22 protein-coding genes are annotated in these 24,546 nt (G+C 39.6%); 14 read left to right on the top strand and 8 right to left on the bottom strand.

Annotated features, from left to right (window positions below; translation table 11 throughout):
* Nucleotides 1–40: 40 nt before the first annotated feature.
* From E0W68_RS06340 to E0W68_RS06330, 3 genes are read left to right on the top strand one after another with little or no spacing between them, the layout of a single operon-like run.
* Entirely contained in the window at nucleotides 41–559 is a 519-nt protein-coding gene (locus tag E0W68_RS06340) for a DUF2975 domain-containing protein (protein WP_135218580.1), read from the top strand.
* 3 nt (nucleotides 560–562) lie between these two features.
* Nucleotides 563–1,087 carry a DUF2975 domain-containing protein gene (locus E0W68_RS06335; protein ID WP_135218579.1) on the top strand — a complete coding sequence of 175 codons (525 nt, stop codon included), beginning with the start codon at nucleotides 563–565 and terminating at the stop codon, nucleotides 1,085–1,087.
* Nucleotides 1,088–1,091: 4 nt separating this feature from the next.
* The gene (locus E0W68_RS06330) at nucleotides 1,092–1,313 is read left to right on the top strand and encodes a helix-turn-helix domain-containing protein (protein ID WP_135218578.1); all 222 of its coding nucleotides are present in this window, start codon (nucleotides 1,092–1,094) and stop codon (nucleotides 1,311–1,313) included.
* Between the two features lie 141 nt (nucleotides 1,314–1,454).
* Here E0W68_RS06330 and E0W68_RS06325 read toward each other — a convergent pair whose 3' ends face one another.
* Entirely contained in the window at nucleotides 1,455–1,739 is a 285-nt protein-coding gene (locus E0W68_RS06325; RefSeq protein ID WP_135218577.1) for a F0F1 ATP synthase subunit epsilon, read from the bottom strand.
* 78 nt (nucleotides 1,740–1,817) lie between these two features.
* Nucleotides 1,818–3,329: a F0F1 ATP synthase subunit beta gene (atpD, locus tag E0W68_RS06320; protein WP_135218576.1), complete on the bottom strand. Its 1,512-nt coding sequence runs from the start codon at nucleotides 3,327–3,329 to the stop codon at nucleotides 1,818–1,820.
* A 298-nt stretch (nucleotides 3,330–3,627) separates the two neighbouring features.
* On the opposite strand from atpD, the gene E0W68_RS06315 reads away from it, so the two are divergent.
* Complete coding sequence (locus E0W68_RS06315; RefSeq protein ID WP_135218575.1) at nucleotides 3,628–4,086, top strand: hypothetical protein; 459 nt, start codon at nucleotides 3,628–3,630, stop codon at nucleotides 4,084–4,086.
* 249 nt (nucleotides 4,087–4,335) lie between these two features.
* Here E0W68_RS06315 and glmS read toward each other — a convergent pair whose 3' ends face one another.
* The 3 genes from glmS to E0W68_RS06300 are packed head-to-tail and all read right to left on the bottom strand — an operon-like array spanning nucleotide 4,336 to nucleotide 8,614.
* The gene (gene glmS, locus E0W68_RS06310; protein ID WP_135218574.1) at nucleotides 4,336–6,183 is read right to left on the bottom strand and encodes a glutamine--fructose-6-phosphate transaminase (isomerizing); all 1,848 of its coding nucleotides are present in this window, start codon (nucleotides 6,181–6,183) and stop codon (nucleotides 4,336–4,338) included.
* A gap of 11 nt (nucleotides 6,184–6,194) precedes the next feature.
* Entirely contained in the window at nucleotides 6,195–7,787 is a 1,593-nt protein-coding gene (locus E0W68_RS06305) for a DUF4270 domain-containing protein (RefSeq protein ID WP_135218573.1), read from the bottom strand.
* Nucleotides 7,788–7,807: 20 nt separating this feature from the next.
* Nucleotides 7,808–8,614 (bottom strand): glycogen/starch synthase, encoded by an 807-nt coding sequence (locus E0W68_RS06300; protein WP_135218572.1) that lies wholly within the window; start codon nucleotides 8,612–8,614, stop codon nucleotides 7,808–7,810.
* A 105-nt stretch (nucleotides 8,615–8,719) separates the two neighbouring features.
* Here E0W68_RS06300 and panC point away from each other — a divergent pair, with 105 nt between their 5' ends.
* The 9 genes from panC (at nucleotide 8,720) to E0W68_RS06255 (ending at nucleotide 20,140) form a co-directional block, all read left to right on the top strand.
* A complete protein-coding gene (panC, locus tag E0W68_RS06295; protein WP_135218571.1) occupies nucleotides 8,720–9,565 on the top strand; it encodes a pantoate--beta-alanine ligase in 846 nt (281 codons plus the stop codon).
* A 13-nt stretch (nucleotides 9,566–9,578) separates the two neighbouring features.
* Nucleotides 9,579–9,929 (top strand): aspartate 1-decarboxylase, encoded by a 351-nt coding sequence (gene panD, locus E0W68_RS06290; RefSeq protein ID WP_135218570.1) that lies wholly within the window; start codon nucleotides 9,579–9,581, stop codon nucleotides 9,927–9,929.
* Between the two features lie 31 nt (nucleotides 9,930–9,960).
* The gene (locus tag E0W68_RS06285) at nucleotides 9,961–10,899 is read left to right on the top strand and encodes a lysylphosphatidylglycerol synthase transmembrane domain-containing protein (protein ID WP_225990342.1); all 939 of its coding nucleotides are present in this window, start codon (nucleotides 9,961–9,963) and stop codon (nucleotides 10,897–10,899) included.
* Between the two features lie 39 nt (nucleotides 10,900–10,938).
* Nucleotides 10,939–12,087, top strand: coding sequence for an alpha/beta hydrolase (locus E0W68_RS06280; protein ID WP_135218568.1), 1,149 nt, complete (start codon nucleotides 10,939–10,941; stop codon nucleotides 12,085–12,087).
* A gap of 5 nt (nucleotides 12,088–12,092) precedes the next feature.
* Nucleotides 12,093–13,457: a DNA repair protein RadA gene (gene radA, locus E0W68_RS06275; protein ID WP_135218567.1), complete on the top strand. Its 1,365-nt coding sequence runs from the start codon at nucleotides 12,093–12,095 to the stop codon at nucleotides 13,455–13,457.
* 18 nt (nucleotides 13,458–13,475) lie between these two features.
* The gene (locus E0W68_RS06270; RefSeq protein ID WP_135218566.1) at nucleotides 13,476–15,467 is read left to right on the top strand and encodes a transglycosylase domain-containing protein; all 1,992 of its coding nucleotides are present in this window, start codon (nucleotides 13,476–13,478) and stop codon (nucleotides 15,465–15,467) included.
* 67 nt (nucleotides 15,468–15,534) lie between these two features.
* Nucleotides 15,535–17,148: a DUF4139 domain-containing protein gene (locus E0W68_RS06265; RefSeq protein ID WP_135218565.1), complete on the top strand. Its 1,614-nt coding sequence runs from the start codon at nucleotides 15,535–15,537 to the stop codon at nucleotides 17,146–17,148.
* Between the two features lie 149 nt (nucleotides 17,149–17,297).
* The gene (locus E0W68_RS06260) at nucleotides 17,298–18,665 is read left to right on the top strand and encodes a PQQ-dependent sugar dehydrogenase (RefSeq protein ID WP_135218564.1); all 1,368 of its coding nucleotides are present in this window, start codon (nucleotides 17,298–17,300) and stop codon (nucleotides 18,663–18,665) included.
* A 101-nt stretch (nucleotides 18,666–18,766) separates the two neighbouring features.
* A complete protein-coding gene (locus E0W68_RS06255) occupies nucleotides 18,767–20,140 on the top strand; it encodes a PQQ-dependent sugar dehydrogenase (RefSeq protein WP_135218563.1) in 1,374 nt (457 codons plus the stop codon).
* Between the two features lie 131 nt (nucleotides 20,141–20,271).
* On the opposite strand, the gene E0W68_RS06250 is transcribed toward E0W68_RS06255, so the two are convergent.
* Nucleotides 20,272–21,231, bottom strand: a complete 960-nt coding sequence (locus E0W68_RS06250; RefSeq protein WP_135218768.1) for an OmpA/MotB family protein — start codon at nucleotides 21,229–21,231, stop codon at nucleotides 20,272–20,274.
* A 29-nt stretch (nucleotides 21,232–21,260) separates the two neighbouring features.
* Nucleotides 21,261–22,022: an exodeoxyribonuclease III gene (locus E0W68_RS06245; RefSeq protein WP_135218562.1), complete on the bottom strand. Its 762-nt coding sequence runs from the start codon at nucleotides 22,020–22,022 to the stop codon at nucleotides 21,261–21,263.
* 190 nt (nucleotides 22,023–22,212) lie between these two features.
* Here E0W68_RS06245 and E0W68_RS06240 point away from each other — a divergent pair, with 190 nt between their 5' ends.
* Nucleotides 22,213–24,036 (top strand): GNAT family N-acyltransferase, encoded by a 1,824-nt coding sequence (locus E0W68_RS06240; protein WP_135218561.1) that lies wholly within the window; start codon nucleotides 22,213–22,215, stop codon nucleotides 24,034–24,036.
* Nucleotides 24,037–24,075: 39 nt separating this feature from the next.
* On the opposite strand, the gene E0W68_RS06235 is transcribed toward E0W68_RS06240, so the two are convergent.
* The gene (locus E0W68_RS06235) at nucleotides 24,076–24,474 is read right to left on the bottom strand and encodes a DUF805 domain-containing protein (protein WP_135218560.1); all 399 of its coding nucleotides are present in this window, start codon (nucleotides 24,472–24,474) and stop codon (nucleotides 24,076–24,078) included.
* Nucleotides 24,475–24,546 lie beyond the last annotated feature (72 nt).

Below are 24,546 nucleotides of genomic sequence, written 5' to 3'. Positions count from 1 at the left end.
ATTTTATATATTTGTGGTATCATATAAATCTAAACTGACTATGCGAAGACTTTGGCTTTTAAAATCGTTGATTGATATTGTATATTTTTTTGCCATCATCGGTATTATTTTTGGTTTGCCTATGATATTTATGATTGCAGTGATGCCAAATGAGGTACCTTTTGATATAGCTGTATCTAAAAATGGTGAAATTGTAGAAAATAAAACAAGTTGGGAAATAATAGTATCAATGTTTATTATATACATTGGTTATGCCTTTCAGGTATATGCCATATACCTTTTCAGAAAAATACTTGTATTATTCCGTAAACGCATCATTTTTGATGTTTCGGTTATCAAAAACTTCGACCAGATGGGTAAAGCCATCCTTATAGGCTATGTTACCATACTGCTACCGGTTATATTTTTTGCGCTTACCAGTAGTCATGTTGAGGTAAAGCTAAATTTTATGATTAATGATTCTTTCTTAATTCCCGGCATTGGTCTTTTTTTTATAGTGCTTAGCGAAGTATTTCAAATGGCAAAAGATATGAAAGAAGAAAACGAATTAACGGTATAAGTTATGAAATATCATTTAAATATAATCTTGCTTGCTGTTCGTGCTATGATAATTGTGACGATAGTTTTTACAGGAATACAACTCTTTAAAGCTTATACCACATTTTTAAATCCGGCTGATTTCGAAAATACGGTAAGGGAAGAGTTTGCGACAATTAGTAAAGAACTTGCAATAAGCACAGAAGCTTTACCCTATTTTCATATACTCTGCGCAATACTGTGGGGATATTTGGTTTACATATTAATAATATTATACCGAAGTTTTGACAGACTGCAAAAGGGGGAAATTTTTTATGATAAACAAGCTGTTGCGTTTAAAAAAGCCGGAGAAGGTATTATTATTTTTGCAAAATGTAAATATTTATTGGTTTGTGTTTTCGGAGTTTTTTTCTTTCGTAGCCTTAGTGTTTTTATTAAAGAGATACCCATGTTTCTTGTTGTTTATCTTTTAGGGAAACTCGTGTTAGTATTGTATTACTTAGCTGAGAAAGGTACATTCCTGAAAGAGGAAACCGACTTAACCATATAATGCCATGCCCATAATTATAAACCTTGATGTAATGCTGGCAAAGCGAAAAATGCGCAGTAATGAGCTTGCCGAACGCGTAGGTATTACTACCGCAAACCTCTCGATATTAAAAACGGGTAAGGCAAAGGCGATACGCTTCTCTACACTCGAAGCGATTTGTAAAGAGCTGGACTGCCAGCCGGGTGATATTATGGAGTATGTAGAAGAGGTAAAGAATAAGTTATGATGTCATTGCGAGCGAAGTGAAACGTAGCGCGGCAATCTGTAATAGCTTATTTGTCGTTTCTCATCACAATGATGGTGGGTATACAAAATCAAAAAAGCCCTTTTCTAACAGAAAAGGGCTTTTTTAGTAAATATAAGTGAATTAATCAACCAAAATAATGATCTTATTGTCTTTCATCTCCAATGTACCTGATTGTATGGCAAGAAACAATTTTTGCTCTTTATCATTACGGGTAAATATCGGAGAATACTCAGTAGCAGCATTTAAATTATTTACTGCAACCTTAACAGTACCTTTTGCCAGTATCGAAACGATGTTGGCGTGATGGTTTAACAACTGAAATTCACCGTCAACACCGGGTACGGTTACCGCAGTAACCTCTCCTTTAAATAAGTGCCCTTCCGGCGATACTATTTCTAATAACATACTTTATAAGTTATAAGTTAATAGTTAGTGGTTAATAGTTAAAAGCCTGATAACTGATAACTGTTAACTAATAACTGACTATGCTTCTGCAAGCATTTTTTGTCCTGCCTCAATTACATCTTCAATAGTACCTTTAAGGTTAAAGGCAGCTTCAGGAAGGTGGTCAAGTTCACCATCAATAATCATGTTAAACCCTTTGATGGTATCTTTAATATCTACAAGACAACCCGGAATACCGGTAAACTGCTCTGCTACGTGGAAAGGCTGAGAAAGGAAACGTTGTACACGACGTGCGCGCGATACAGACAGTTTATCTTCTTCACTAAGCTCTTCCATACCAAGAATAGCAATAATATCCTGTAGTTGTTTGTATTTTTGTAGAATTTCTTTTACTCTTTGTGTACAGTTGTAATGCTCATCACCAAGAATTTGCGGTGTAAGTATCCTTGAAGTAGAATCTAACGGATCTACTGCAGGGTAAATACCAAGCTCGGCAATTTTACGAGAAAGTACTGTAGTAGCATCAAGGTGGGCAAAGGTTGTAGCCGGTGCCGGGTCAGTAAGGTCATCCGCAGGTACATATACCGCCTGTACCGATGTAATCGAACCTTTTTTGGTAGATGTAATACGCTCCTGCATTGCACCCATTTCTGTAGCCAATGTAGGCTGGTAACCTACCGCAGATGGCATACGACCCAAAAGTGCCGAAACCTCTGAACCTGCCTGTGTAAAACGGAAGATGTTATCTACGAAGAAAAGTACATCTTTACCTTGTGCTTCACCAGCTCCGTCACGGAAGTATTCAGCAATGGTAAGACCCGATAGTGCTACACGAGCACGTGCTCCCGGTGGCTCATTCATCTGTCCGAATACGAAAGTAGCTTTAGATTCTCTCATGCCGGGTTTGTCAACCTTAGAAAGGTCCCATCCGCCGGCTTCCATAGAGTGCATAAAGTCTTCACCATATTTAATAATGCCGGACTCCAGCATCTCACGAAGTAAGTCATTACCCTCACGTGTTCTTTCACCTACTCCTGCGAATACCGAAAGACCACCGTGACCTTTTGCAATATTGTTAATCAACTCCTGAATCAATACTGTTTTACCTACACCGGCACCACCGAAAAGACCAATTTTACCCCCTTTTGCATAAGGCTCAATAAGGTCGATTACTTTAATACCTGTAAATAAAACTTCTGATGAAGTTGAAAGATCTTCAAATTTTGGGGCTTGACGGTGAATAGGTAAACCATTTTCGCCGGCTTTAGGCAAATCGCCAAGACCGTCAATAGCATCGCCAATAACATTAAACAAACGTCCGTAGATGTCGCTGCCAATCGGCATTTGTATCGGGGCACCCGTACCAATAACTTCTTGCCCTCTGCTCAAACCGTCAGTCGAGTCCATCGAAATTGTACGTACAGTGTTTTCACCCACGTGAGATTGTACTTCGAGCACTAATAGTGTACCGTCTTTTTTAGTGATCTCTAATGAATCATAGATTTTTGGAAGCTCAGCGTTCTGAGTGTCAAACACTACGTCTACAACCGGCCCGATAATCTGTGCAACTTTTCCTATTACTTTAGACATTGCTTATGTATTTATTAAACAGCTATTTATTTCCTGAAAAAACTTCTTTTTTCCGAGCGCAAAGATAGTTTTTTCTGAATGATTTATGCAATATTAATTTTGCATTTTTTTTAATAAAAGCCCCTGTTTTTATAAATCAGCTTTAGTATTGTTATTTAAGGGCGGTTTGTTTTGAGGAATGTGGGACAATGTTTCACGTTGTGGGGGACAAATTTTATATATATACTTATAGTGATAATAAAAAATCTGTTACCTTTACAAGGTTGGGTACAATCAATACCTAACGCTGATTGATCCGATGAATTTAAAATTACTTTTCGCTTTTATCGGCTTGTTTTTTACAGGCTCTTCTTTTGCCCAGGTAGAAGTCGGTAGTGTGTTTACCTACCAAGACAATATTAGCTATACCGTAACAAATCTTGAAAGGCAGCAAGTTTACGGAAGTGATTTTTCAATGACCCGAACAAGTATAGATGGAGTAGCTACATGTATAATTCTGAATTTTGATAACGAAAGTGAGGATGAGATAACTATAGATTTTAAGCGGCTGCGCCTGAAAACTGATAAGGGGAATGTATATAATGTTGTTTTATCAGTACAGGCTTATTGGGGCAGCAAAGGTGATAAATTTTCATACAAATTACAGTCTGGTGATACAAGAAAATACATAATTTATTTTCGCCCCGACGTACCCGAAGATGAAACACTGGTGTCATTAGCATTTGATGATGACATTCCCGAAATAATTGAGGAGTAGAGTAGATTTGTGGTACCCTATCCCAAATATTTTAAGCAGTAATTTTGATAGGTAATTTTACTACCTTGAAATAGAAGTTTAGAATTACCAATTGGTTCGGCATGCTTCGTGCCTTTATGCCGGCAAATACCAAAACTAAAGAGCATACTTTTATTTAATCTTCCGATTAATTTATCGATATAAACGTAACAAAAAAGCAGCTAAGAAATAGTTCTTAGCTGCTTTTATATAATTTAGAAAAACTATTCTTTACTCTACTGTAACCGATTTTGCAAGGTTACGTGGTTGGTCAACATTACAACCTCTCATTACCGCAATGTGGTAAGACAGTAATTGTAACGGTATAGTAGTTAACAATGGCGAAAGCGCATCAACCGTTTTTGGTATCTCGATAACGTGGTCGGCAAGCGCCCTAACCTGTGTGTCGCCTTCGGTAACTACAGCAATAATTTTACCGCTACGCGATTTTATTTCCTGTATGTTACTTACTATTTTATCATAATGCTCTTGCTTTTGTGCAATAACCACTACCGGCATTTGCTCATCAATAAGCGCAATAGGACCGTGCTTCATTTCGGCAGCAGGGTAACCCTCTGCGTGTATGTATGATATCTCTTTAAGCTTCAATGCGCCTTCCAGTGCTACCGGGAAGTTGTACCCTCTGCCCAAGTAGAGGCAGTTAGGGGCATCTTTATATATCTCGGCTATAGCTTTTGCTGCATCATTGGTTTCCAGTGCTTGTTGCACTTTCTCGGGTATCAGTTCCAGTTCCTGTAAGTACCTGTGGAAATCAGAATTGGTAAGTGTACCTTTTGCCTGAGCCAAACGAAGCGCTATGAGCGATAATACTGTAATTTGTGTAGTAAATGCTTTTGTAGAAGCCACCCCAATTTCCGGACCTGCGTGGGTATATGCCCCTGCATGGGTTTCGCGGGAAATAGATGAACCTACTACGTTACAAACACCAAATACAAATGCACCGTGCTCTTTAGCCAGTTTTATGGCAGCAAGCGTGTCGGCAGTTTCTCCGGATTGCGATATGGCAATTACCACATCATTCTCACGTATAATCGGGTTTCTGTAACGGAACTCGGATGCATATTCTACCTCTACCGGTATGCGTGCAAACTCTTCAAATATATATTCGGCTACAAGACCTGCGTGCCATGATGTACCGCATGCTACAATAAGAATCCTGTCGGCATTCAGGAATTTTTGCAGGTTATCTTCTACACCTGCCATTTTGATAAGACCTTCGTTGGCATGAAGCCTACCGCGATAGGTGTCTTTTATAACCGTTGGTTGCTCATAAATTTCTTTAAGCATAAAGTGGTCATAACCGCCTTTTTCTATCTGCTCAAGGTTCATTTGCAATTCCTGAACGTAAGGGTCAACCAAAGAGTCATCTTTAATCTTTCTTATTTTCATCGGTTTGTGCAAACGGATGATTGCCATTTCTTCATCCTCAAGATAGATGCAGTTTGAAGTATATTCTATAAATGGTGATGCATCTGATGCAATAAAAAATTCGTCTTTACCAATACCAATGGCAAGCGGGCTACCCAAACGGGCTGCCACGATTTCTTTTGGTCTTTCTTTGTCAAATACAGCAATGGCATAAGCACCTACCACTTGGTTAAGCGCTATTTGTACTGCTTTGCCCAGTTTTAGGTTGTCTTTTTTCTTTACATCCTCAATAAGGTTAACAAGAACCTCAGTATCAGTATCTGAATGAAAAACGTACCCTCTGGCAATAAGCTCTTTTTTCAAAGGCTCATAGTTTTCTATAATACCATTGTGTACAATTACTATGTTACCTGAATTAGAATAGTGCGGATGTGAGTTTACATCATTAGGAACACCATGCGTTGCCCATCGGGTATGACCAATGCCTATTGTACCCGTAACAGAAATTTCTTTCTGTGATTTTTCTTCAAGGTCAGAAACCTTACCTTTTGTTTTAGAAAGCTTTAAGTCGTTGCCGTCAAACAGGACAACTCCTGCACTGTCATAACCTCTGTATTCCAGTCTTTTAAGACCTTTAATAATTACAGGATATGCTTCTCTGTGCCCAATGTAACCAACAATTCCACACATAAGTTAATAAATTAATTTGGTTTAGTATAAAAAATTTCAAGTTTAAGGCGTTTCTCTTCGGGTACATTACTGTTACTGCCATATAGCACCGTTCCGAACGGATGTACTACAGATGATACAGGAACGGTTTTAACCTCTGTACTGCCTGTGGTAAAATAATTTTTCAGAGCGGCATTGGTAATAACATTAATATTTTCGGTAACAACAAGACCTATCTTAACATTAGTAGAGTCTTTATTTATAATATTGCTGATATGGTTAGTAATTCTCACTTTATAGCTAATACCTCTTTCATCGGCATCATCATAACTAATTATACCGCCATGTACAAATTTGTTGTATTTCGGCTGGGCATTGCTCGATGTGTTGTCTATACTGTAATCGTATAAAGGTCTTTTGTTGGTAAGGTCATAAAGGTATAGCCTCATAGGCTCTTTAACACCTGCCATAGCCTCTCTGTCTATATAAAAAGTAAGGCTTGCATCATTAACCAGTATTCTTTCCGCTTTTAATAGTGCGATATCCTCATCACTAAGTATGTCTATAGCTGCCATAGATCCTGCTCCGCCTTTAATGTATAAGCGTTCATCGCCCGTTGCGCCATCGTTATTGGTAATGGCTGTTGTGAATGGTGAGGAATAGGTATTGTCGAAAAAGTTAATAGTATTACCTATAAGGTTTATTGTAAGCGATTTGCTTTCCCTCTGTACAACTCCGTTTTCAATTACCGGGTTACCATCAAGGTCAAGCTCATCATCAGTATATTTTATAGTAATCTTACCTTGGTCAAATCGCGGCATGCCCATTACTGACTGGTCGCCTATTTGTTCTACCTGAAAATAAAGTCCTCTGAAATATTCTCTGAATACGCTATTATTAAGCAAGTTGCCCGAAGCGCCTGCATCTAGTATTTTAGACTGGAAAAATTCGTTATCCAGATACAGGAACATACCCGGAGCAAAGGTTTCGGCAACAGTGCCGCTACTGCCATATCTTCTTTTTACCTCTGTGGCACTATATGCAAATGCTTCGTTTTGACTTTCAGCCCCATTATTATTAAGTAATGTTGTACCTCTGTTGGACTCAACCAAACCTCTGTCGTTAGAATAGTATTTTTGTGCAGAGGCATCGCCTGAACCGGGATCGGTATCTCTCAGGAAATAATTATTTTCATAAATGTGCAACCTGAATTTAGAGTTGATGTTTCCGTAAATAGAGTCTAACGTATAAGTGCCTTCTCCTGTTTCTGAGGTGCTCTCCAGTGTGCTAAAGTAAGGTACGTACAGATATACAGAGTCTATAACAGGGCTGCTAAAAGTTGGGTTAACGCTTGCAAGTTCTACCTGGCTGACAAAGCTGGCAACAGTTTTGCCAAAAACAGGGTTATCATATACCCCAAGCAAGTTTATGGGTAAATTGTTTGCCTGTACAGCTCCTGTGCCCACATCGGTAGCCACCACGCGGGCTTCGTGCACAAGCATGTCGTGGTGTATATCTTCATCTATAATATTTGCGCCAATGTCATTATACTCAGTATCGCAGGCAATGAAGAATACTATACTAAAAGCAAGAATAAGTTTTTTATAGAACGAACGGTTATTCATATAAGTTTTTTAATGATTTACTATAAAACCTGATTTTTATAGAAATTAGTATATGCTTCTGAAAATTTATCTTTAGAAACATAAGGAAGAAAGGGTTTTCCTGACTCTTCAACAAATTTTGTCAGTTCGGGAGACAGGTTTTCAGATGATATGATAACCGCGTCAGAGTGGGCTATAGCTGTTTTAAGTATGTTTTGATAATCAGGTGTTTCAAGATCTTTTACCGCTTCTTCAGGAATTTCGTCAAAAAGAACTTTCTTAAGCATGCCCATATCAAGTGTGCCTTCAAACGACTGGTTATATACAGAGGTCACAATTTTAGTGTCGGCAAATAGCGCTTCGTTTTTATAATAGTGCTTCATATACACGGGCAGTAAGGCAGCCATCCAGCCATGTACGTGTATAATATCGGGCACCCAGTTTAGCTTTTTTACGGTTTCTACCACACCTTTTGCAAAAAATATGGCTCTTTCATCATTGTCAGGATATAGTACACCATCCTCATCGCTAAATGTTGCTTTCCTTTTAAAATACTCATCGTTATCAATAAAATAAACCTGAATACGCTCTTTGGGGATAGATGCTACTTTTATAATAAGCGGCATATCCATATCATTTACTACCAAGTTCATTCCGGACAATCGGATTACTTCATGCAGTTGATGCCTTCTTTCATTAATATTACCATAGCGCGGCATAAATATTCTTATCTGCCCGCCCTGATCATTAATCATTTTCGGCACTTCGTATGACATTAAAGATACTTCATTTTCAGCCAAATATGGCACTACTTCAGATGATACATATAATATCCTCTTATCCTCCATCTTCAAAATTTATTTTAATTGGGTATAAAAACACGCAAAATTAAACATTTTTACGCAGTTTATAACTAAATAATTAATTTTGCCCTGATTTTTAATTCAAATTTAATGCTCATTTTCAATAATAAAGCCGATTTAAGGTCGCTTTTATCCCGCTATATAAGCAAAGGTTCTTCAATTGGTTTTGTGCCTACCATGGGCGCATTGCATCGTGGGCATCTGTCGCTCTTAGAGCAGTCTGTAAAAGATAACGATATTACTGTCATCAGTATTTTTGTAAATCCTACTCAATTTAATAACCCTGAAGACTTAAAAAAATATCCGCGAACGTTGGAAGTCGATGTAGCGCAGATAGAGACAGTTAGTCGTGATATTATTGTTTTTGCACCATCTGTAGATGAAATGTATGATGGCAACACACAATCGGTATCATTTTCTTTTGATGGGTTAGAAAATCAAATGGAAGGCAGCCACCGCCCCGGTCATTTTGACGGAGTAGGCACCATAGTAAAAAAACTGTTTGAATATGTGCAACCCACCAATGCCTACTTTGGTGAGAAAGATTTTCAGCAATTGCAAATTGTTAAGAAATTGGTTGCCAAAAATAACATTCCGGTAAACATAGTGGGATGCCCCATAACCCGCGAGCCAAACGGACTGGCAATGAGTTCCAGAAACCAAAGGCTTACGGATGCTGAAAAAGAAACGGCTTCGTTGATATACAAAACGCTTACAGCAGCAAAAGACCAGTTTGCAGCTAAGACTATAGAAGAGGTGAAAGAGTATGTAACACAATCTTTTTCGGCACATCCTGAGTTTAAGCTGGAATATTTCGAGATAACTGCCGAAGACGACCTTATACCCACTACGCTGAAGGAAAATAAAAAATACAGAGCCTTTATTGCAGTTATGTTAAGCAATGTAAGGCTCATAGATAATATTTCATTAAATTAATTACCTTTGCACCATGCAAATTCAAGTTGTAAAATCCAAGATTCACCGCGTTACGGTGACTGGAGCTGATTTAAATTACATAGGGAGCATTACCATTGACGAAGATTTAATGGATGCCGCCAATATTATTGAAGGAGAGAAAGTTGCTATCGTAAACATTAACAATGGTGAGCGATTAGAGACTTATGTTATAAAAGGAAACAGAGGCAGTGGTGAAATAACCTTAAATGGTCCTGCTGCACGAAAAGTGCAAAAGGGCGATATCATCATCATCATCTCTTATGGTATATTTGAGTTTGAAGAAGCAAAAACATTCAAGCCCGCTATCATTTTCCCTAATGAGAAAGATAACTCATTAACATAAGAGCGTCTTGAATAAAAAAACAAAAACAATATTGAGTATAACACTCCCGCTTTTGCTGGGAGTGTTTTTAATTATATACAGCTACAACAGCTTTACACCCGAACAGCGTACGGAGATGTTCCGGCATTTTGCAAATGCCGATTACAGCTACGTGGCAATATCACTTTTTTTTGCACTTACCAGCTATATATCCCGCGCTTACCGGTGGCGATATACCATAGAGCATATGGGCTACCAGTCTCCCTTTTTAGTAAACTTTTTTGCTATAAGTATAGGCTATTTTTTAAATCTTACCATTCCCCGTTCAGGAGAGGTATCACGTGCCGTAGCATTAAAAAATTACAGCGGCGTGCCTTTTGATAAAGGTTTCGGGACTATAATATCCGAACGGTTTGTAGATTTAATCCTTCTTATATTGTGCATTTCCGTAACCTTAATTTTACAGTTTGATGTGCTTAAAGAGTATGTTTCGCAAAAAATACCTCTCGAAGAATTGCTGGTTTACGGCAGTGTTCTCATAATACTTTTTGCGGGCACAATACTGTTCTATAAATATTCGCGCCTACAGTGGGTACTTAAAATTAAAAGAAAAGTATCAGGGCTTGTAGAAGGCTCCCTCAGCGTTTTCAAAATGCCTAACAAATGGCCATTTTTACTTCATTCACTATATATCTGGGTAGCCTATGTAGCCATGTTTTACGTTAGCATATATGCATTGCCCGAAACTGCCCATATCAGTCTTGGCGCTGTAGCAACTTCCTTTGTTATAGGCAGCCTTGCCATAACATTCTCAAATGGAGGTTTTGGAGTTTATCCGGTAGTAATTGGCGCAATATTACTTTTATACGATGTTCCTGAGGCAGTAGGTACTGCGTTTGGTTGGATTGTATGGACATCGCAAATAGTATTTGTTATTTTTCTGGGCGGGCTCTCATTTTTATTACTCCCGTTACTTTATAGAAAAAAATAATTATTACCTTGCATAGCATTTCAACTAAGTCGTAAAACAATGAAATACAAATATTTGCTATTCATATTGTTGGCTTCTTCCTGTTTATACCCCCAAAAAACACTGGAAGATGTACCATCAAGGGTTTTCAATGATACCCGGGTTGTGACTGTCGTCACACCCACGCTCTATGAAAAAAATGAAAATAAAACATATCCCTTACTGATACTACTTGACGGAGAATATTTAGTAGATCCTTTTGAAGGGATATTATCGTACACCTCGTATTGGGACGATTTGCCACAGGTAATAATTGTAGGAGTAAATCACGACGGAGCAGAAGGCAGGGAATTCGATACCCAAACCTACCAATCTACAGGATTGCCCGAAGGGCAGGGCGACCAGTTTTACCAGTTTATAGCTAATGAGTTAATACCCTACATGGAAAAAAATTACCGTGTTGCACCCTTTAAGGTAGTAGCAGGGCATAACCTTACCGCCGGCTTTCTCAACTTTTTCATGTACAGAGAAAAGCCCGTATTTAATGCCTATGTATCTTTTAGCCCCATACTACCCATAGAGATGGACAAACGAGTGCCGGAGGTACTTAAAGAGGTTAAGCAACCTACTTATTACTATATGGCAACCGCAAGTGGCGATGTAAAAAATATAAAGCAAAAAATAGACACGCTTAACGTTAATATAAAAGCTATTGAAAACCCGCAGTTAAAATATAAGTTTGAAGAGTTTGAAGGAGCATCGCACTACTCGCTGGTAGCACTGGGCATACCTAACTCGCTCTACTTTATATTTTCAGAATACCAACCGATATCGTCAAAAGAATACGAAGAAAAAATTGTTACATTGCCATCAGGCTATGTTGATTATCTGAAAAAGAAATATGATGCCATTCGTAACGATTTAGGAATTAAAATTCCAGTAAGGCTCAATGACTTTAAGGCAATAGAAGCTGCCATTATGAAAAATGCCGCCTATGATGAGCTCGAAGACCTTGCTGATATGGCACGGGACGACTACCCGAAAATGATAATAGGAGAGTACTACCAAGGGTTGCACCACGAAATGAAGGGAGAAACCCGAAAAGCAATACGTGCCTACCTGAAAGGGTACAACTATACTGATATTGGCGATTATACTAAGGATCTCATTATAGAAAAAGCAGAGGTACTAAAAAACCTGGTTGAATAATATAGATGGCTAAAGTAAAAACGTCTTTCTTTTGTCAAAACTGTGGCACACAATATTCCAAATGGCAGGGGCAATGCAATGCCTGCAAAGAATGGAATACCATAGTGGAAGAAGTAATACAAAAGGAAGAAAAACCTGCGTGGAGGGCAACAACATCTCCCGAAGTAAAAAAAGCATCAAAGCCTTTAAAAATTAAAGATATAGACACGGCAAGCGAGCAACGCCTTGATACCGGCGATGCCGAGTTGAACAGAGTGTTGGGAGGCGGTATAGTGCCGGGTTCGCTCACCCTGTTGGGCGGAGAGCCGGGCATAGGGAAAAGCACCTTGCTGCTGCAAATATCTTTAAAGTTACCCTATCGCACACTATACGTATCGGGAGAAGAAAGCCAGAAACAGATAAAAATGCGTGCCGAAAGGATAAACCCAGATGCCGATAACTGCTTTATACTTACCGAAACAAAAACCCAAAACATATTCAGGCAAATAGAAGCGATAGCACCCGAAGTGGTTATTATCGACTCCATACAAACCTTGCATACCGATTATATCGAATCATCGGCGGGGAGTATTTCGCAAATTCGCGAAACCACTGCCGAACTGATAAAATTTGCCAAAGAAAGCAATGTACCCGTTATCCTGATAGGGCATATTACTAAAGATGGCAGCATAGCCGGGCCCAAAATACTGGAACACATGGTTGATACCGTGTTGCAGTTTGAAGGCGATCGCAACCATGTATATCGTATATTGCGTTCGCTGAAAAACCGATTTGGCTCTACTGCCGAACTGGGTATATACGAAATGCTGGGCAGCGGACTTCGCGAAGTAACCAACCCGTCAGAGATACTCATATCGCATAAAGAAGAAGAACTGAGCGGTACGGCGATAGCCACCACTATGGAGGGGATGCGCCCACTTATGATAGAAGTGCAGGCACTGGTAAGCTCGGCGGTATATGGCACACCGCAGCGCAGCGCAACAGGTTATAATGCTAAACGACTGAATATGATACTTGCCGTATTGGAAAAACGAGCAGGTTTCAGGCTTGGCGCAAAAGACGTTTTCCTGAACATTACAGGCGGTATTAATGTTGACGACCCCGCTATAGACCTTGCCGTAGTAGCTGCCATACTATCTTCTAACGAGGATATTCCGGTAAATAAAGACTATTGCTTTGCAGGCGAAATAGGGCTTTCGGGCGAGGTGCGCCCCGTAAACCGCGTAGAACAGCGCATACTGGAAGCAGAAAAGTTGGGTTTCTCCACTATATTTGTTTCTAAGTATAATAAAATATCATTAAAAGACACCCTTATCGAAATAAAGCTCGTAGCAAAAATAGAAGATGTTGCGGGGCATCTTTTCGGTTAGGTTTATATTATTTATATAATGCGAAAAAGAAACAGGAAACAATTAGTACTATTAATAGTAAAAATATTTGCTGTTTTTGTAGTACTTGGCGTTATAGCATTTTTTATTTTCCGAAATGCATTACTAAACAAGGCAATTGCCAAAGTAGCCCATAAAATAGAACGTGATTATAACAGTAAGTTTGAAGTTAAGCAAGCCTCCTTCAAAGGCTTTTCGGGTATAACTATGCAAGGTATTACACTTGTACCCAAAGATGCCGATACACTGTTGCATATCCAATCGCTTACTACCGATGTTAATGTATCGCGCCTCCTGACAGGCAAAATACAGTTGGGTAGGCTGGAAATGAAAAATGGCTATATTCAACTGGTGCGTAATAAAAAAGGTAAAAACTTTGATGCTTTTTTACGCTCTGCAAAAAAGAAAAAAACCGAAGAGCCGAAAGAAAAAGAAAAGGTAAATTATGCTAAAAAAGCCTATCGTTTGCTTAACCGTGCCCTGAACCTTGTGCCTACCGATATGACATTGCAAAACCTTTCGCTGCGCCTTAATGATATGGGGCGCGAGGTAAGTATTGACCTTACAGCGTTGCGCCTTGCCGATAAACAACTGGAATCATCATTCGGGGTAACAGAAAAAGACAAAGTACAGTCATGGCAGGTAAAGGGGGTGGCTGACCCACGCAACAAGCAAACCGACCTCAAATTTTTTAATAACGATACTTCGCGTATTGAGTTGCCCTATATTAGTGAACGTTTTAACCTGAAATCAGGATTTGACTCTATCCGTGTTAATGTTCAAAATATTGATATGGAAGGCGATGAACTGCATATAGATGGTTTTGCAGCCATAAACGATTTTATGGTAAACCATCCTAAAATTGCCAGGAAAGATGTAGTGATAAACAATGCCCGTTTTGATTATCATTTTCTTTTCGGGGCAGATTTTATGGAGCTGGACAGCACTTCATCCGTACAGTTTAACAATGTTAAACTAACGCCCTTTGCCAAGTACAGTATTGAGAAAGATACTGTATATCAGTTACAGCTACATATACCCAAAATGCAGGCACAGGATTTTATAACCTCGCTCCCCAAAGGGCTTTTCAGTAATTTTGAAGGTATGGAAGCGGAAGGCAGCTTTAGTTACGACCTCGATTTTGTGTATAACAAGAACAAGCCAAAAGAGTTGGTTTTTGACAGCAACCTGAAAAAAGACGGTTTGAAAATTACCAAATATGGCGAAGCTAATCTTGCCAAACTCAATACAGCGTTTACCTACATGGCTATTGACAGGGGAGTACGCCAACGCCCCATTGTGGTAGGACCTGAAAACCCTAACTTTACCCCGTTAGACCAAATATCGCCCTACCTGCAAAAAGCGGTACTGACGAGTGAAGACCCTTCGTTTTTTCATCACAGAGGGTTTATTACAGAGGCATTCCGCCAGTCGATAATTAAAAATATCCAGACCAAGAAGTTTGCGCGCGGGGCAAGTACCATCAGTATGCAGTTGGTAAAAAATGTGTTCCTTACCCGCGAAAAAACGCTTTCGCGAAAGCTGGAAGAAATACTACTGGTATATATATTGGAAAACAATCGCATTGCCGGTAAAGAGCGTATGTTGGAAGTCTATTTCAACGTGATAGAATGGGGACCCGATGTATATGGCATAGGCGAAGCATCGCAGTATTATTTTCAAAAAATGCCGGCAGAACTTACGCTTGACGAGTGCCTTTTCCTGGCAAGTATAGTGCCCCGCCCCAAGTCTTTTATGTGGCAGTTTAACGATGAGGGCAAACTGAAACCTTACGCCGAAAGGCATAATACCTATATTAGAGATTTAATGCTGCGCAGGCAACTGATAACCCCCGAAGATACGCTGCAACAGGAAGAGGTATATATTAACGGTCCTGCCCGGGCAAGGTTAAAAATAAAAGACACTATGGCTATAGCGAACGATTCGATAGATATAGACGATTTTTTATTTACTATTCCCAAAGTATATTAAATTTTTTTTTTGGGCTGTCCCAACCTTTCTTACAAAATGATGCTCTTTATAATTAAACACGATAATTATGAAGAAGATACTTTTTGTATGCCTGCTCTTCAGCAGCATCATTTATGCACAAAAGCCGGTATTTACATCGGCAAAGGTAACAGCAGCAACGGTATATTTTAACGCTGCCGAGATAACCCAAACGGCATCGGCTACACTACCCTCGGGAACATCCGAAATAGTGATTAAAAACGTTGCCGACTATGTTAACGAAAGCACAGTACGCATTGGCGCGCCCGAAAGCCTCACGGTATTGTCAGTACAGTTTACCCGCGATTATATTTCGGAATTTGAACCTGACGAAAGCTCGCCTGTATTGAAAAAGGTACGCGACAGTATTACGTTGGTAGAAAAAGAAATCCAAAATGTAAACATTGCTAAATATACCGAGCAAAAGTCGTTGGAAATTTTGGATAGGAATCAGCAGGTAGCAGGGCAGCAAAGCGGGCTGAGTGTGGATGAGCTTACCAAGCTGGTGGAGTATTACAGAGCGAAACGTAAAGAAATTGCACTGTCTGAAAATGAGTTGAATAACAAACTCAACAAGCTGAATGTAACCCTGAGCGAACTGAGAAGCAGGCTGGAAACCAACATTAACAAAGAAGAAAAAACATCGAAAGGGAAGCTCGTACTACAGGTAATGAATGATGTGGCAGGCAATGTGCCGCTCGAAATAAACTACCTAACCACAGGTGCATCATGGTCGCCGTTTTACGACTTGCGAGCCGATAACATCAGCGAGCCGATAAATATGCTGTATAAAGCACAGGTGGTACAGCAAACGGGTATTGACTGGAAAAAGGCAAAACTCACGCTGTCCAGCGGTATGCCGAACCAAAACAACCAGGCACCGTTATTACAGGCATGGTTTTTACGATTTGGAGTTATTTATAGAGGGTATGATAATAGTAATGCAGTTATGAATACGATAGCAATAAGAGGTGCCAGTAGTATAAATAAAGGGAAAGCATACGAAGATGTACAAGAATCTACAATATCTGATTATACCACAATAAGCGAAAACCAACTTAACGTTTCATTTGATATTGATGTGCCGTATGATATACTTAGCAATGGTAAAAAACACAGCGTAACCCTTAAAGAAATCAAGTTGCCGGCTACCTATAAACATTATGCCGTACCAAAACTGGAAAAAGAAGCCTTCCTTTTGGCAGAGCTTAAAGATTATTCGCAGTACAACCTGTTGCAGGGTGAGGCAAATATCATTTTTGAAGGGATGTATATTGGTAAAACCTATATAGACCCGAACCAAACGACCGATACTTTACGATTGAGTATGGGCAGGGATAAAAAAATCTCGATTAAAAGAGAAAAAGTAGCCGATAAATCGGGTAGTAAATTCCTGTCGTCCTACAAAGAGCAAACATTTACTTATGATATTACGGTGCGAAACAATAAAAAAGAAGCTGTTGAGCTAATACTGAAAGACCAGTACCCCATAAGCACCGACAAAGAAATTGAAGTGGAACTGCTGAAAGATGACGGCGCAAAAGTAAATACCGAAACAGGCATACTCACGTGGGAGCTTAACCTGAAACCGGGCGAAACCAAAAAAGTGCGTATCAGTTATAAAGTCAGGTATCCCAAGGACAAAATAATAGCGAATTTGTAATCTAACTAACTCAATAACCCGAAACGACCCTTGCGAAAGCAGGGGTTGTTTTTTTGTTGCAAGTCTGTTTGTATATAATTTTCATAATACTAACGTTAAATCTTCTAATTATCCTTAAATTAGCATAGTAACATACAAATAAAACCGCTATGAAAACAAAATTACTATTTATTCTTACTATGCTTTCAGGTCTTTCGTTTGCACAAACGATAGATTTGGAACTTTTTGCTTCGGGGTTTAATTCCCCTACTGAGATAGCACATGCGGGCGATGACCGACTTTTTGTAGTAGAACAGGGCGGAATGATTAAGGTGCTGAATGCAGATGGTACAACTAACGCGACGCCCTTTTTGAATGTTGATAATCTTATATCTTCGGGCAGCGAAAGGGGTTTGTTGGGGCTTGCCTTTCACCCGGATTATGCCATCAATGGCTTTTTCTATATTAATTACACCAACACATCAGGCGCTACCGTTATAGCGCGTTATTCCGTAAGCGAGGATGACACCAATGTTGCCGATGCGGACAGTGCTATGATACTTATGACGGTAGATCAGCCTTTTTCTAACCATAACGGGGGCTGTATTCGTTTTGGTACTGATGGTTACCTGTATATTTCTATGGGCGATGGCGGTAGTGGTGGCGACCCTAACGGCAACGGGCAAAACATTAATACACTACTGGGTGCAATGCTGCGCATTGATGTGGATGGTGCTGCGCCGTATGGCATACCTGCCGATAACCCCTTTGTAGGTATTGACGGGGCTGATGAGGTATGGGCATACGGATTGCGCAACGCATGGAAGTTTTCCTTTAATAAAATAAATAACGATATGTGGATTGCCGACGTAGGGCAGGGCGAAATAGAAGAAATTAATAAAGTTGACCCAACAACAGGGGGGTACAACTTTGGGTGGCGTTGTTTTGAGGGTAGCGCTGAGTATAATTCTGACGGATGCTCGCTTGTAGAAATGTACACTTTTCCTGTAGCCGAATATACCCATACGGAAACCAATGGCTGCTCTGTAACAGGGGGCTATGCATATACCGGAGATACCTATCCGGGGTTACAGGGCATATATCTTTTTGCTGATTATTGTAATAATAAAATAGGGCTTTTGGATAGCGCTATGGAGATAACTTATACTGATGCTTTTGAAGGAGAATTTTTTACCACCTTTGGCGAGGATGTAAACGGCGAGCTATACATTGCCGGCAGTGGCAGCGGTAATGTGTACCGTATTGTAGATACCGAGTTGAGCGTGCCCGGTTTTACCAATTCTGTATTTTCAGTTTACCCTAACCCTGCCAATGATTTGGTAACGATAAAGGCAGGCAGTAACATAGTAGCAAACAACGTTACGATTTATGATATGAGCGGTAAGCTGTTACAGCAAAACAATATTAATAGTGCAGATAATACTGTTGATGTAAAAGGGTTACCTTCCGGGTTGTATTTGTTGCAGGTTACAGGCAGTAATGGAAATATTTACAGCCATAAATTATCAATTCGGTAAAAGCCTTTTCCATAATAAAATATTCAGCAAATATTTCTTACAATCACTGTGAGTCATGTTTTTTTTCTATATTGAAAAAAATTTTAATCTATAAATTTGCGATGAGAAAATTACTATTTGCTGGCGCTTTGCTTTGCAGCGCAATCGCTTTGGGCCAAACTATTGCACTTGAAGAAGTAGGAGCCGATTTTGTGAAACCTACCGAAATTGCTAATGCGGGAGACAGCCGTCTTTTTATTGTGCAACAGGAGGGACTTATCCGGATACTTAACCCGGATGGCAGTGTTAACGAAGACCCTTTTCTGGATGTAAGCAGCCTTGTGTCTTATGACGGGAATGAGCAAGGGCTGTCGGGTATGGTTTTCCATCCTGACTATTCCCAAAACGGAATATTTTTTATAAGCTATACCGATGTGGATGGAGATAACGCTATCGTTAAATATACCGTTAGTGCAAATCCTGATGTGGCAGATGCAACAAGTGCCGAAACCATACTTAGTATAGACCAGCCCGGAGCTGTTCATAACTCCGGTTGTATGCGTTTTGGTCCCGGGGGTTATTTATACATAGCTATAGGTGATGGCGGTGAGTGGGAAGACCCTAACAGCCATGCCCAAAACCTGGATTTGCTGCTTGGTAAAATATTACGTATTGATGTTGATAATGGCAGCCCATACAGCATACCTGCCGATAACCCGTTTGTAGGGACTGACGGAGCCGATGAAATATGGGCTTACGGATTCCGTAACCCCTGGAAATTTAATTTTGACGCCGATGGCAATATATGGATTGCCGATGTTGGTCAGGGAATTATAGAAGAAGTAAATAAATCGGATGCTGCTACAGGCGGATTGAACTATGGCTGGAGATGCTATGAAGGGAATGATGAGTTTAACACAGACGGATGTGTTGCTGCCGAAGAAATTACATGGCCTGTAGTAACATATAATCATTATGTTGGCGAAGATTTTTTTGGGTGCTCCGTTACAGGAGGTTATGTTTATGAAGGCAGTATGTATCCTGCATTGCAGGGCATGTATCTTTTTGCCGATTATTGTAACAATAAAATAGGGATGGTAAACAGCAGCCTTGAAGTTACGTGGAGTGAGGCTTTCGACGGAAACTTTTTTGCTACCTTCGGGAAGGATAATAATGGAGAACTATATATAGCAGGCAATGCCAGCGGTAAAGTATATAAGATAATCGATAGTACTGCTGCCACAGATACTTTTAGCGGTTCGGTATTTAAAGTTTACCCTAATCCCGCAAATGATGTTGTTACCATACAAGCCGGAAATGGCATACAGCCTGAAAGCATTACCGTATATGACATGAGCGGGAAGCTGCTGATAGAAAACAAGATTAGTGATTCTGATAACACATTTACTGTAAGCGGGTTGCCTTCAGGGTTATACCTGCTTCAGGTTAAAGGCAGTAATGATGCGGTATATAACCATAAACTGTCAGTAAAATAATGGGCTTGTTATTCCGAATAAAGCGAAGAGTCTAAAAAATAAAAAATGTTTTATTAGCACAGCATCAAAACATAAAAACCCCTCTGCATTGCAGAGGGGTTTTTGGTATATACAATCTATAGGAATACTTATTATATCTCGTTAAGCATTTTAGAAATTTCGTCCAGTTTCGGAGTCAGGATAATCTCAATCCTCCTGTTTTTCGATTTGCCTTCGGCAGTTTCGTTACTGGCTATCGGGGCATACTCTCCACGTCCTGCTGCTGTAAGATTTTTAGGGTCAACACCTTTGTTTTCTTTAATAATAGTTACAATAGCGGTAGCACGCTTGGTAGATAAATCCCAGTTATCAGCTATTTGTCCGTTACCGTTATAAGGCACATTATCAGTATGTCCTTCTATCAGTACAGCAATATCAGGATTATCAGCAAGTACTTTCGCAACTTCGCTAACAGCTCTGCGCCCCTCTGCACCCACTGTCCAGCTACCCGAACCGAAAAGCAGTTTGTTTTCCATACTCACATATACTTTTCCGTTTTTGTGTTCTACGGTAAGTCCTTTACCTTCAAAACTATTTAGTGCTTTGCTCAGGGTTTCTTTCAGTCGTTTCAGGCTGGCTTCCTGGTTGGCTATCATACCCTCCAGTTCATCCACACGTTGCGAGCGGTCTTGCAGGTCGCTTTTCAGCTTGTTCAGCCTTTCCTGCTCTGCAGCAAGTGCTTTCTCTTTAGCCTCAAGTTGTGCCAGTAGCTCACGATTTTTCTTCATGTTGCTGTCAAGCGCTTCACTACTGTTTTTCTCCAGTGCACTGTAAGACGATTTTAAGGTATTAAGGCTCGACTGTGCCGCGGCATAATCGAAAGCCAGTTTGTCGCGTTCCGCTTTAGTTTTTTCCAGTTGTGCCTGCAGGTCTTTCCCCTGCAAGTCCAGTTGGTTTTTGTCTTTTGACAAAGCACTGTTTTCGTCAGCCAGCGACCTGTTCTCCTTTTTCAGGTCGGCATATTTATTTTCAAGGTCTTTATATACTTTAGAGGATACGCATGAGGTAGTAAGTACTAAAGCAAGTAATCCGACAGAAATTCTTTTAATCATCATTTTTTTGTTCAATTTATATCCGTTCGTTATTCAAATTCAATTACTACAGGGCAGTGGTCGCTGTGTTTGGCTTCGGGCAATATCAAGGCTCTTGTCAGTCTTTCCTGCATTGGTTCAGTTGCCATACAATAGTCTATACGCCACCCTTTGTTGTTATTCCGGGCATTGGCACGATAGCTCCACCAACTGTAATTATGCGGTTCTTTATTAAAATGCCTAAAGCTGTCTATAAACCCGTTTTTGATGAATGAATCGAGCCAGGCACGTTCTTCGGGCAGGAAGCCTGATACTTTTGCATTGCGTATAGGGTCGTGTATATCTATGGCTTCATGACATATATTATAGTCCCCGCAAATTATCAAATTGGGTATTTCTTTCTTTAGGTTATTTATATAATCGTAAAAATCGCGCATATATTGGAACTTGTGGTCTAATCTGTCAATATTTGTTCCTGATGGCAGGTAAAGGCTCATTACGGAGAAGTCCTCAAAATCCAGCCTAAGGTTGCGCCCTTCGGCATCCATATAGTCTATACCCGTGCCATATACCACATTAAGCGGTTTGTGTTTAGAGAGTATTGCTACGCCGCTATAGCCTTTTTTTTGTGCCGAAAACCAGTAGTGATAGGGGTAGCCTGCCGCTTCTATCTCTTTTACGGCAACCTGATCTTCGTTTGCCTTAGTTTCCTGAAGGCATATAATATCGGGGGCGGCTTGTTTCAGCCAGTCTAAAAAACCTTTTGTAAATGCAGCGCGTATGCCGTTTACATTGTAAGAAATAATTTTCATAAGCTAAATTAACAACCCAAAAGTAACCAAAAAACTATATATATTAAACTTGGGTTGTAATATTTGACCTTAAATGCTTTAATGGTAGCTATTTAAGCATTTAAATAATTAAAGCGTTAAAAAAAATATTCCATTTTAACGTTTCATCAGAATTGTTATCTTTGTTTTTCGCCGAAACATAATAATGCAGATGAGCCTAGTTACCGCTAAAGAAGTTGCAAAAGCAATAAAGACTGATAAATATGGTTTTTTAGGGACTTTTTCAGGCTGGATACTGATGAAGGTTTTGAAGATTTCCACGATAAACAAAATATACGACAAGCATAAACATTTGCCTGATGTGGAGTTCCTGAACGCATTACTCGATGAGTTTAAGATAAAATTTGAAATTCCCGAAGAAGATTTTAAACGCCTGCCCAAAGAAGGTGCTTATATAACAATTTCTAATCATCCGCTGGGAGGCTTAGACGGGGTTTTGTTGATGAAATTAATGCTGGAAAGGCGTCCTGATTTTAAAATTATAGCCAATTTTTTACTGCACCGCATAGAACCCGTTAAGAGTTATATTATGCCTGTTAACCCTTTTGAGGGACATAAAGATGCTAAATCGAGTGTTGCAGGAATAAAAGATGCGCTCCGCCACCTGAGTGAGAATAAACCACTGGGGATATTTCCTGCGGGCGAGGTATCGACCTACAGAGATGGTAAACTGGTTGTTGACAGACCTTGGGAAGAGGGGGCTATAAAACTTATAAAAAAGGCAAACGTACCTGTAGTGCCCATATACTTTCATGCCAAAAACAGCAGGCTGTTTTACTTTCTTTCCAGACTTAGCGATACTTTGCGTACGGCAAAATTACCCTCTGAACTGCTTACCCAAAAATCCAGAGTAATAAAAGTACGTATTGGGAAGCCTATATCGGTAGCGGAACAAAATGAGCATGAAAGCATGGAGGCATACTCCGAATTTTTAAGGCGTAAAACCTATATGCTGGCAAATCCTTTTGAAAAGGGAACAAAACTTATAGACACTGCCGGCTTGAATATAAAACTCCAAAAAGGCACTAAAAACCAGCCCAAACAAATTGCCAAACCGGCAAATCAGGAACAGATACAGGCTGAGGTTGTAGCGCTGCGAGAAGGCGATTATCGGCTGTTGCAAAGTAAAAATTATGAAGTATTTTTTGTGTCGGCAGATAAAATACCTAATATATTGCATGAAATAGGCAGACTGCGCGAAATTACCTTTAGGGCAGTAGGTGAGGGAACTAATGAATCGCTTGACCTTGATGATTATGATAAATATTACCATCACATGTTTTTGTGGGATGATGATACCAAACAAATTGCAGGGGCTTACCGCATGGGGTTGGGCAGCGATATTTATAAAAAGTATGGTATTAACGGGTTTTACCTGCACGATCTTTTCCGTTTTGAGCCGGAATTGTATGACATGATGTCGAAATCTATTGAGATGGGGCGTGCTTTTATTATAGCTGATTATCAGCAAAAGCCAATGCCGTTATTCCTGTTATGGAAAGGCATAGTGCATACTACACTGCGCTATCCGGAACATAAATTCCTGATAGGTGGGGTAAGTATCAGTAATCAGTTTTCAGACTTCTCGAAATCCTTGATGATAGAGTTTATGAAATCACATTACTATGACCCTTATATTGCCCAGTATGTGCATCCTAAAAAGGAGTATAAAGTAAAGCTTAAGGATGCTGACAAGGATTTTGTATTTAACGAAACGGAATCGGATCTAAATAAGTTCGACAAAATAATAGAGGAAGTAGAACCGGGTAACCTGCGCCTGCCGGTGCTGATAAAAAAGTATATTAAACAGAATGCAAGGGTTATCGCCTTTAATGTTGACCCTTTGTTTAATAACTCGGTAGATGGGTTAATGTACATTCGTATTGCCGACCTGCCGGAAAGTACTGTAAAACCTGTGATGGAAGAATTTCAGGCTGAGCTGGAACGTAAACTGATAGAAAAAGGAGAACATTAAGAATATAAAAAAAGCCCTTTTAATAAAGGGCTTTTTTTATTATACGTCAGTTTTACCTATTTCTTCAAATTCATTATAATTTGCTTTTGGGTCAGGACCATATTCATTAGCACCGCTATCTCCCTCTGTGAAGAATAGTACTAACAACCATATCCATCCGATGATAGGCAGGAATATTAAAAGATAATACCATCCACTTTTACCTACATCATGCAATCTTCTTACAGCTACTGCTAAACTTGGAATGAATACAACTAAGCTATAAATAGTACTAATTACACCTACTTCTCTCATGTTTAATAAAAACATATCGATAAGATTTAGTACGATACTTATTATAGTGCTGAAAAGTACAAAATACCAATACTCACTTCTGCGTGCTCTTCCTGAAAAATTTGCATAGTTATCACGAACTACTTTTAAATACCATTCAATCATAATTTATTTGTTTTTGGTTGGTTCCTACTCGTATGGCTTTTCGGTTACTCCCTGATTTTATCCGGATCAGAT

Origin of the sequence: Flavobacterium salilacus subsp. salilacus (assembly GCF_004634195.1) — a bacterium.
GTDB lineage: Bacteria > Bacteroidota > Bacteroidia > Flavobacteriales > Flavobacteriaceae > Flavobacterium > Flavobacterium salilacus.
This window is presented reverse-complemented; position numbering and strand designations above follow the sequence as displayed.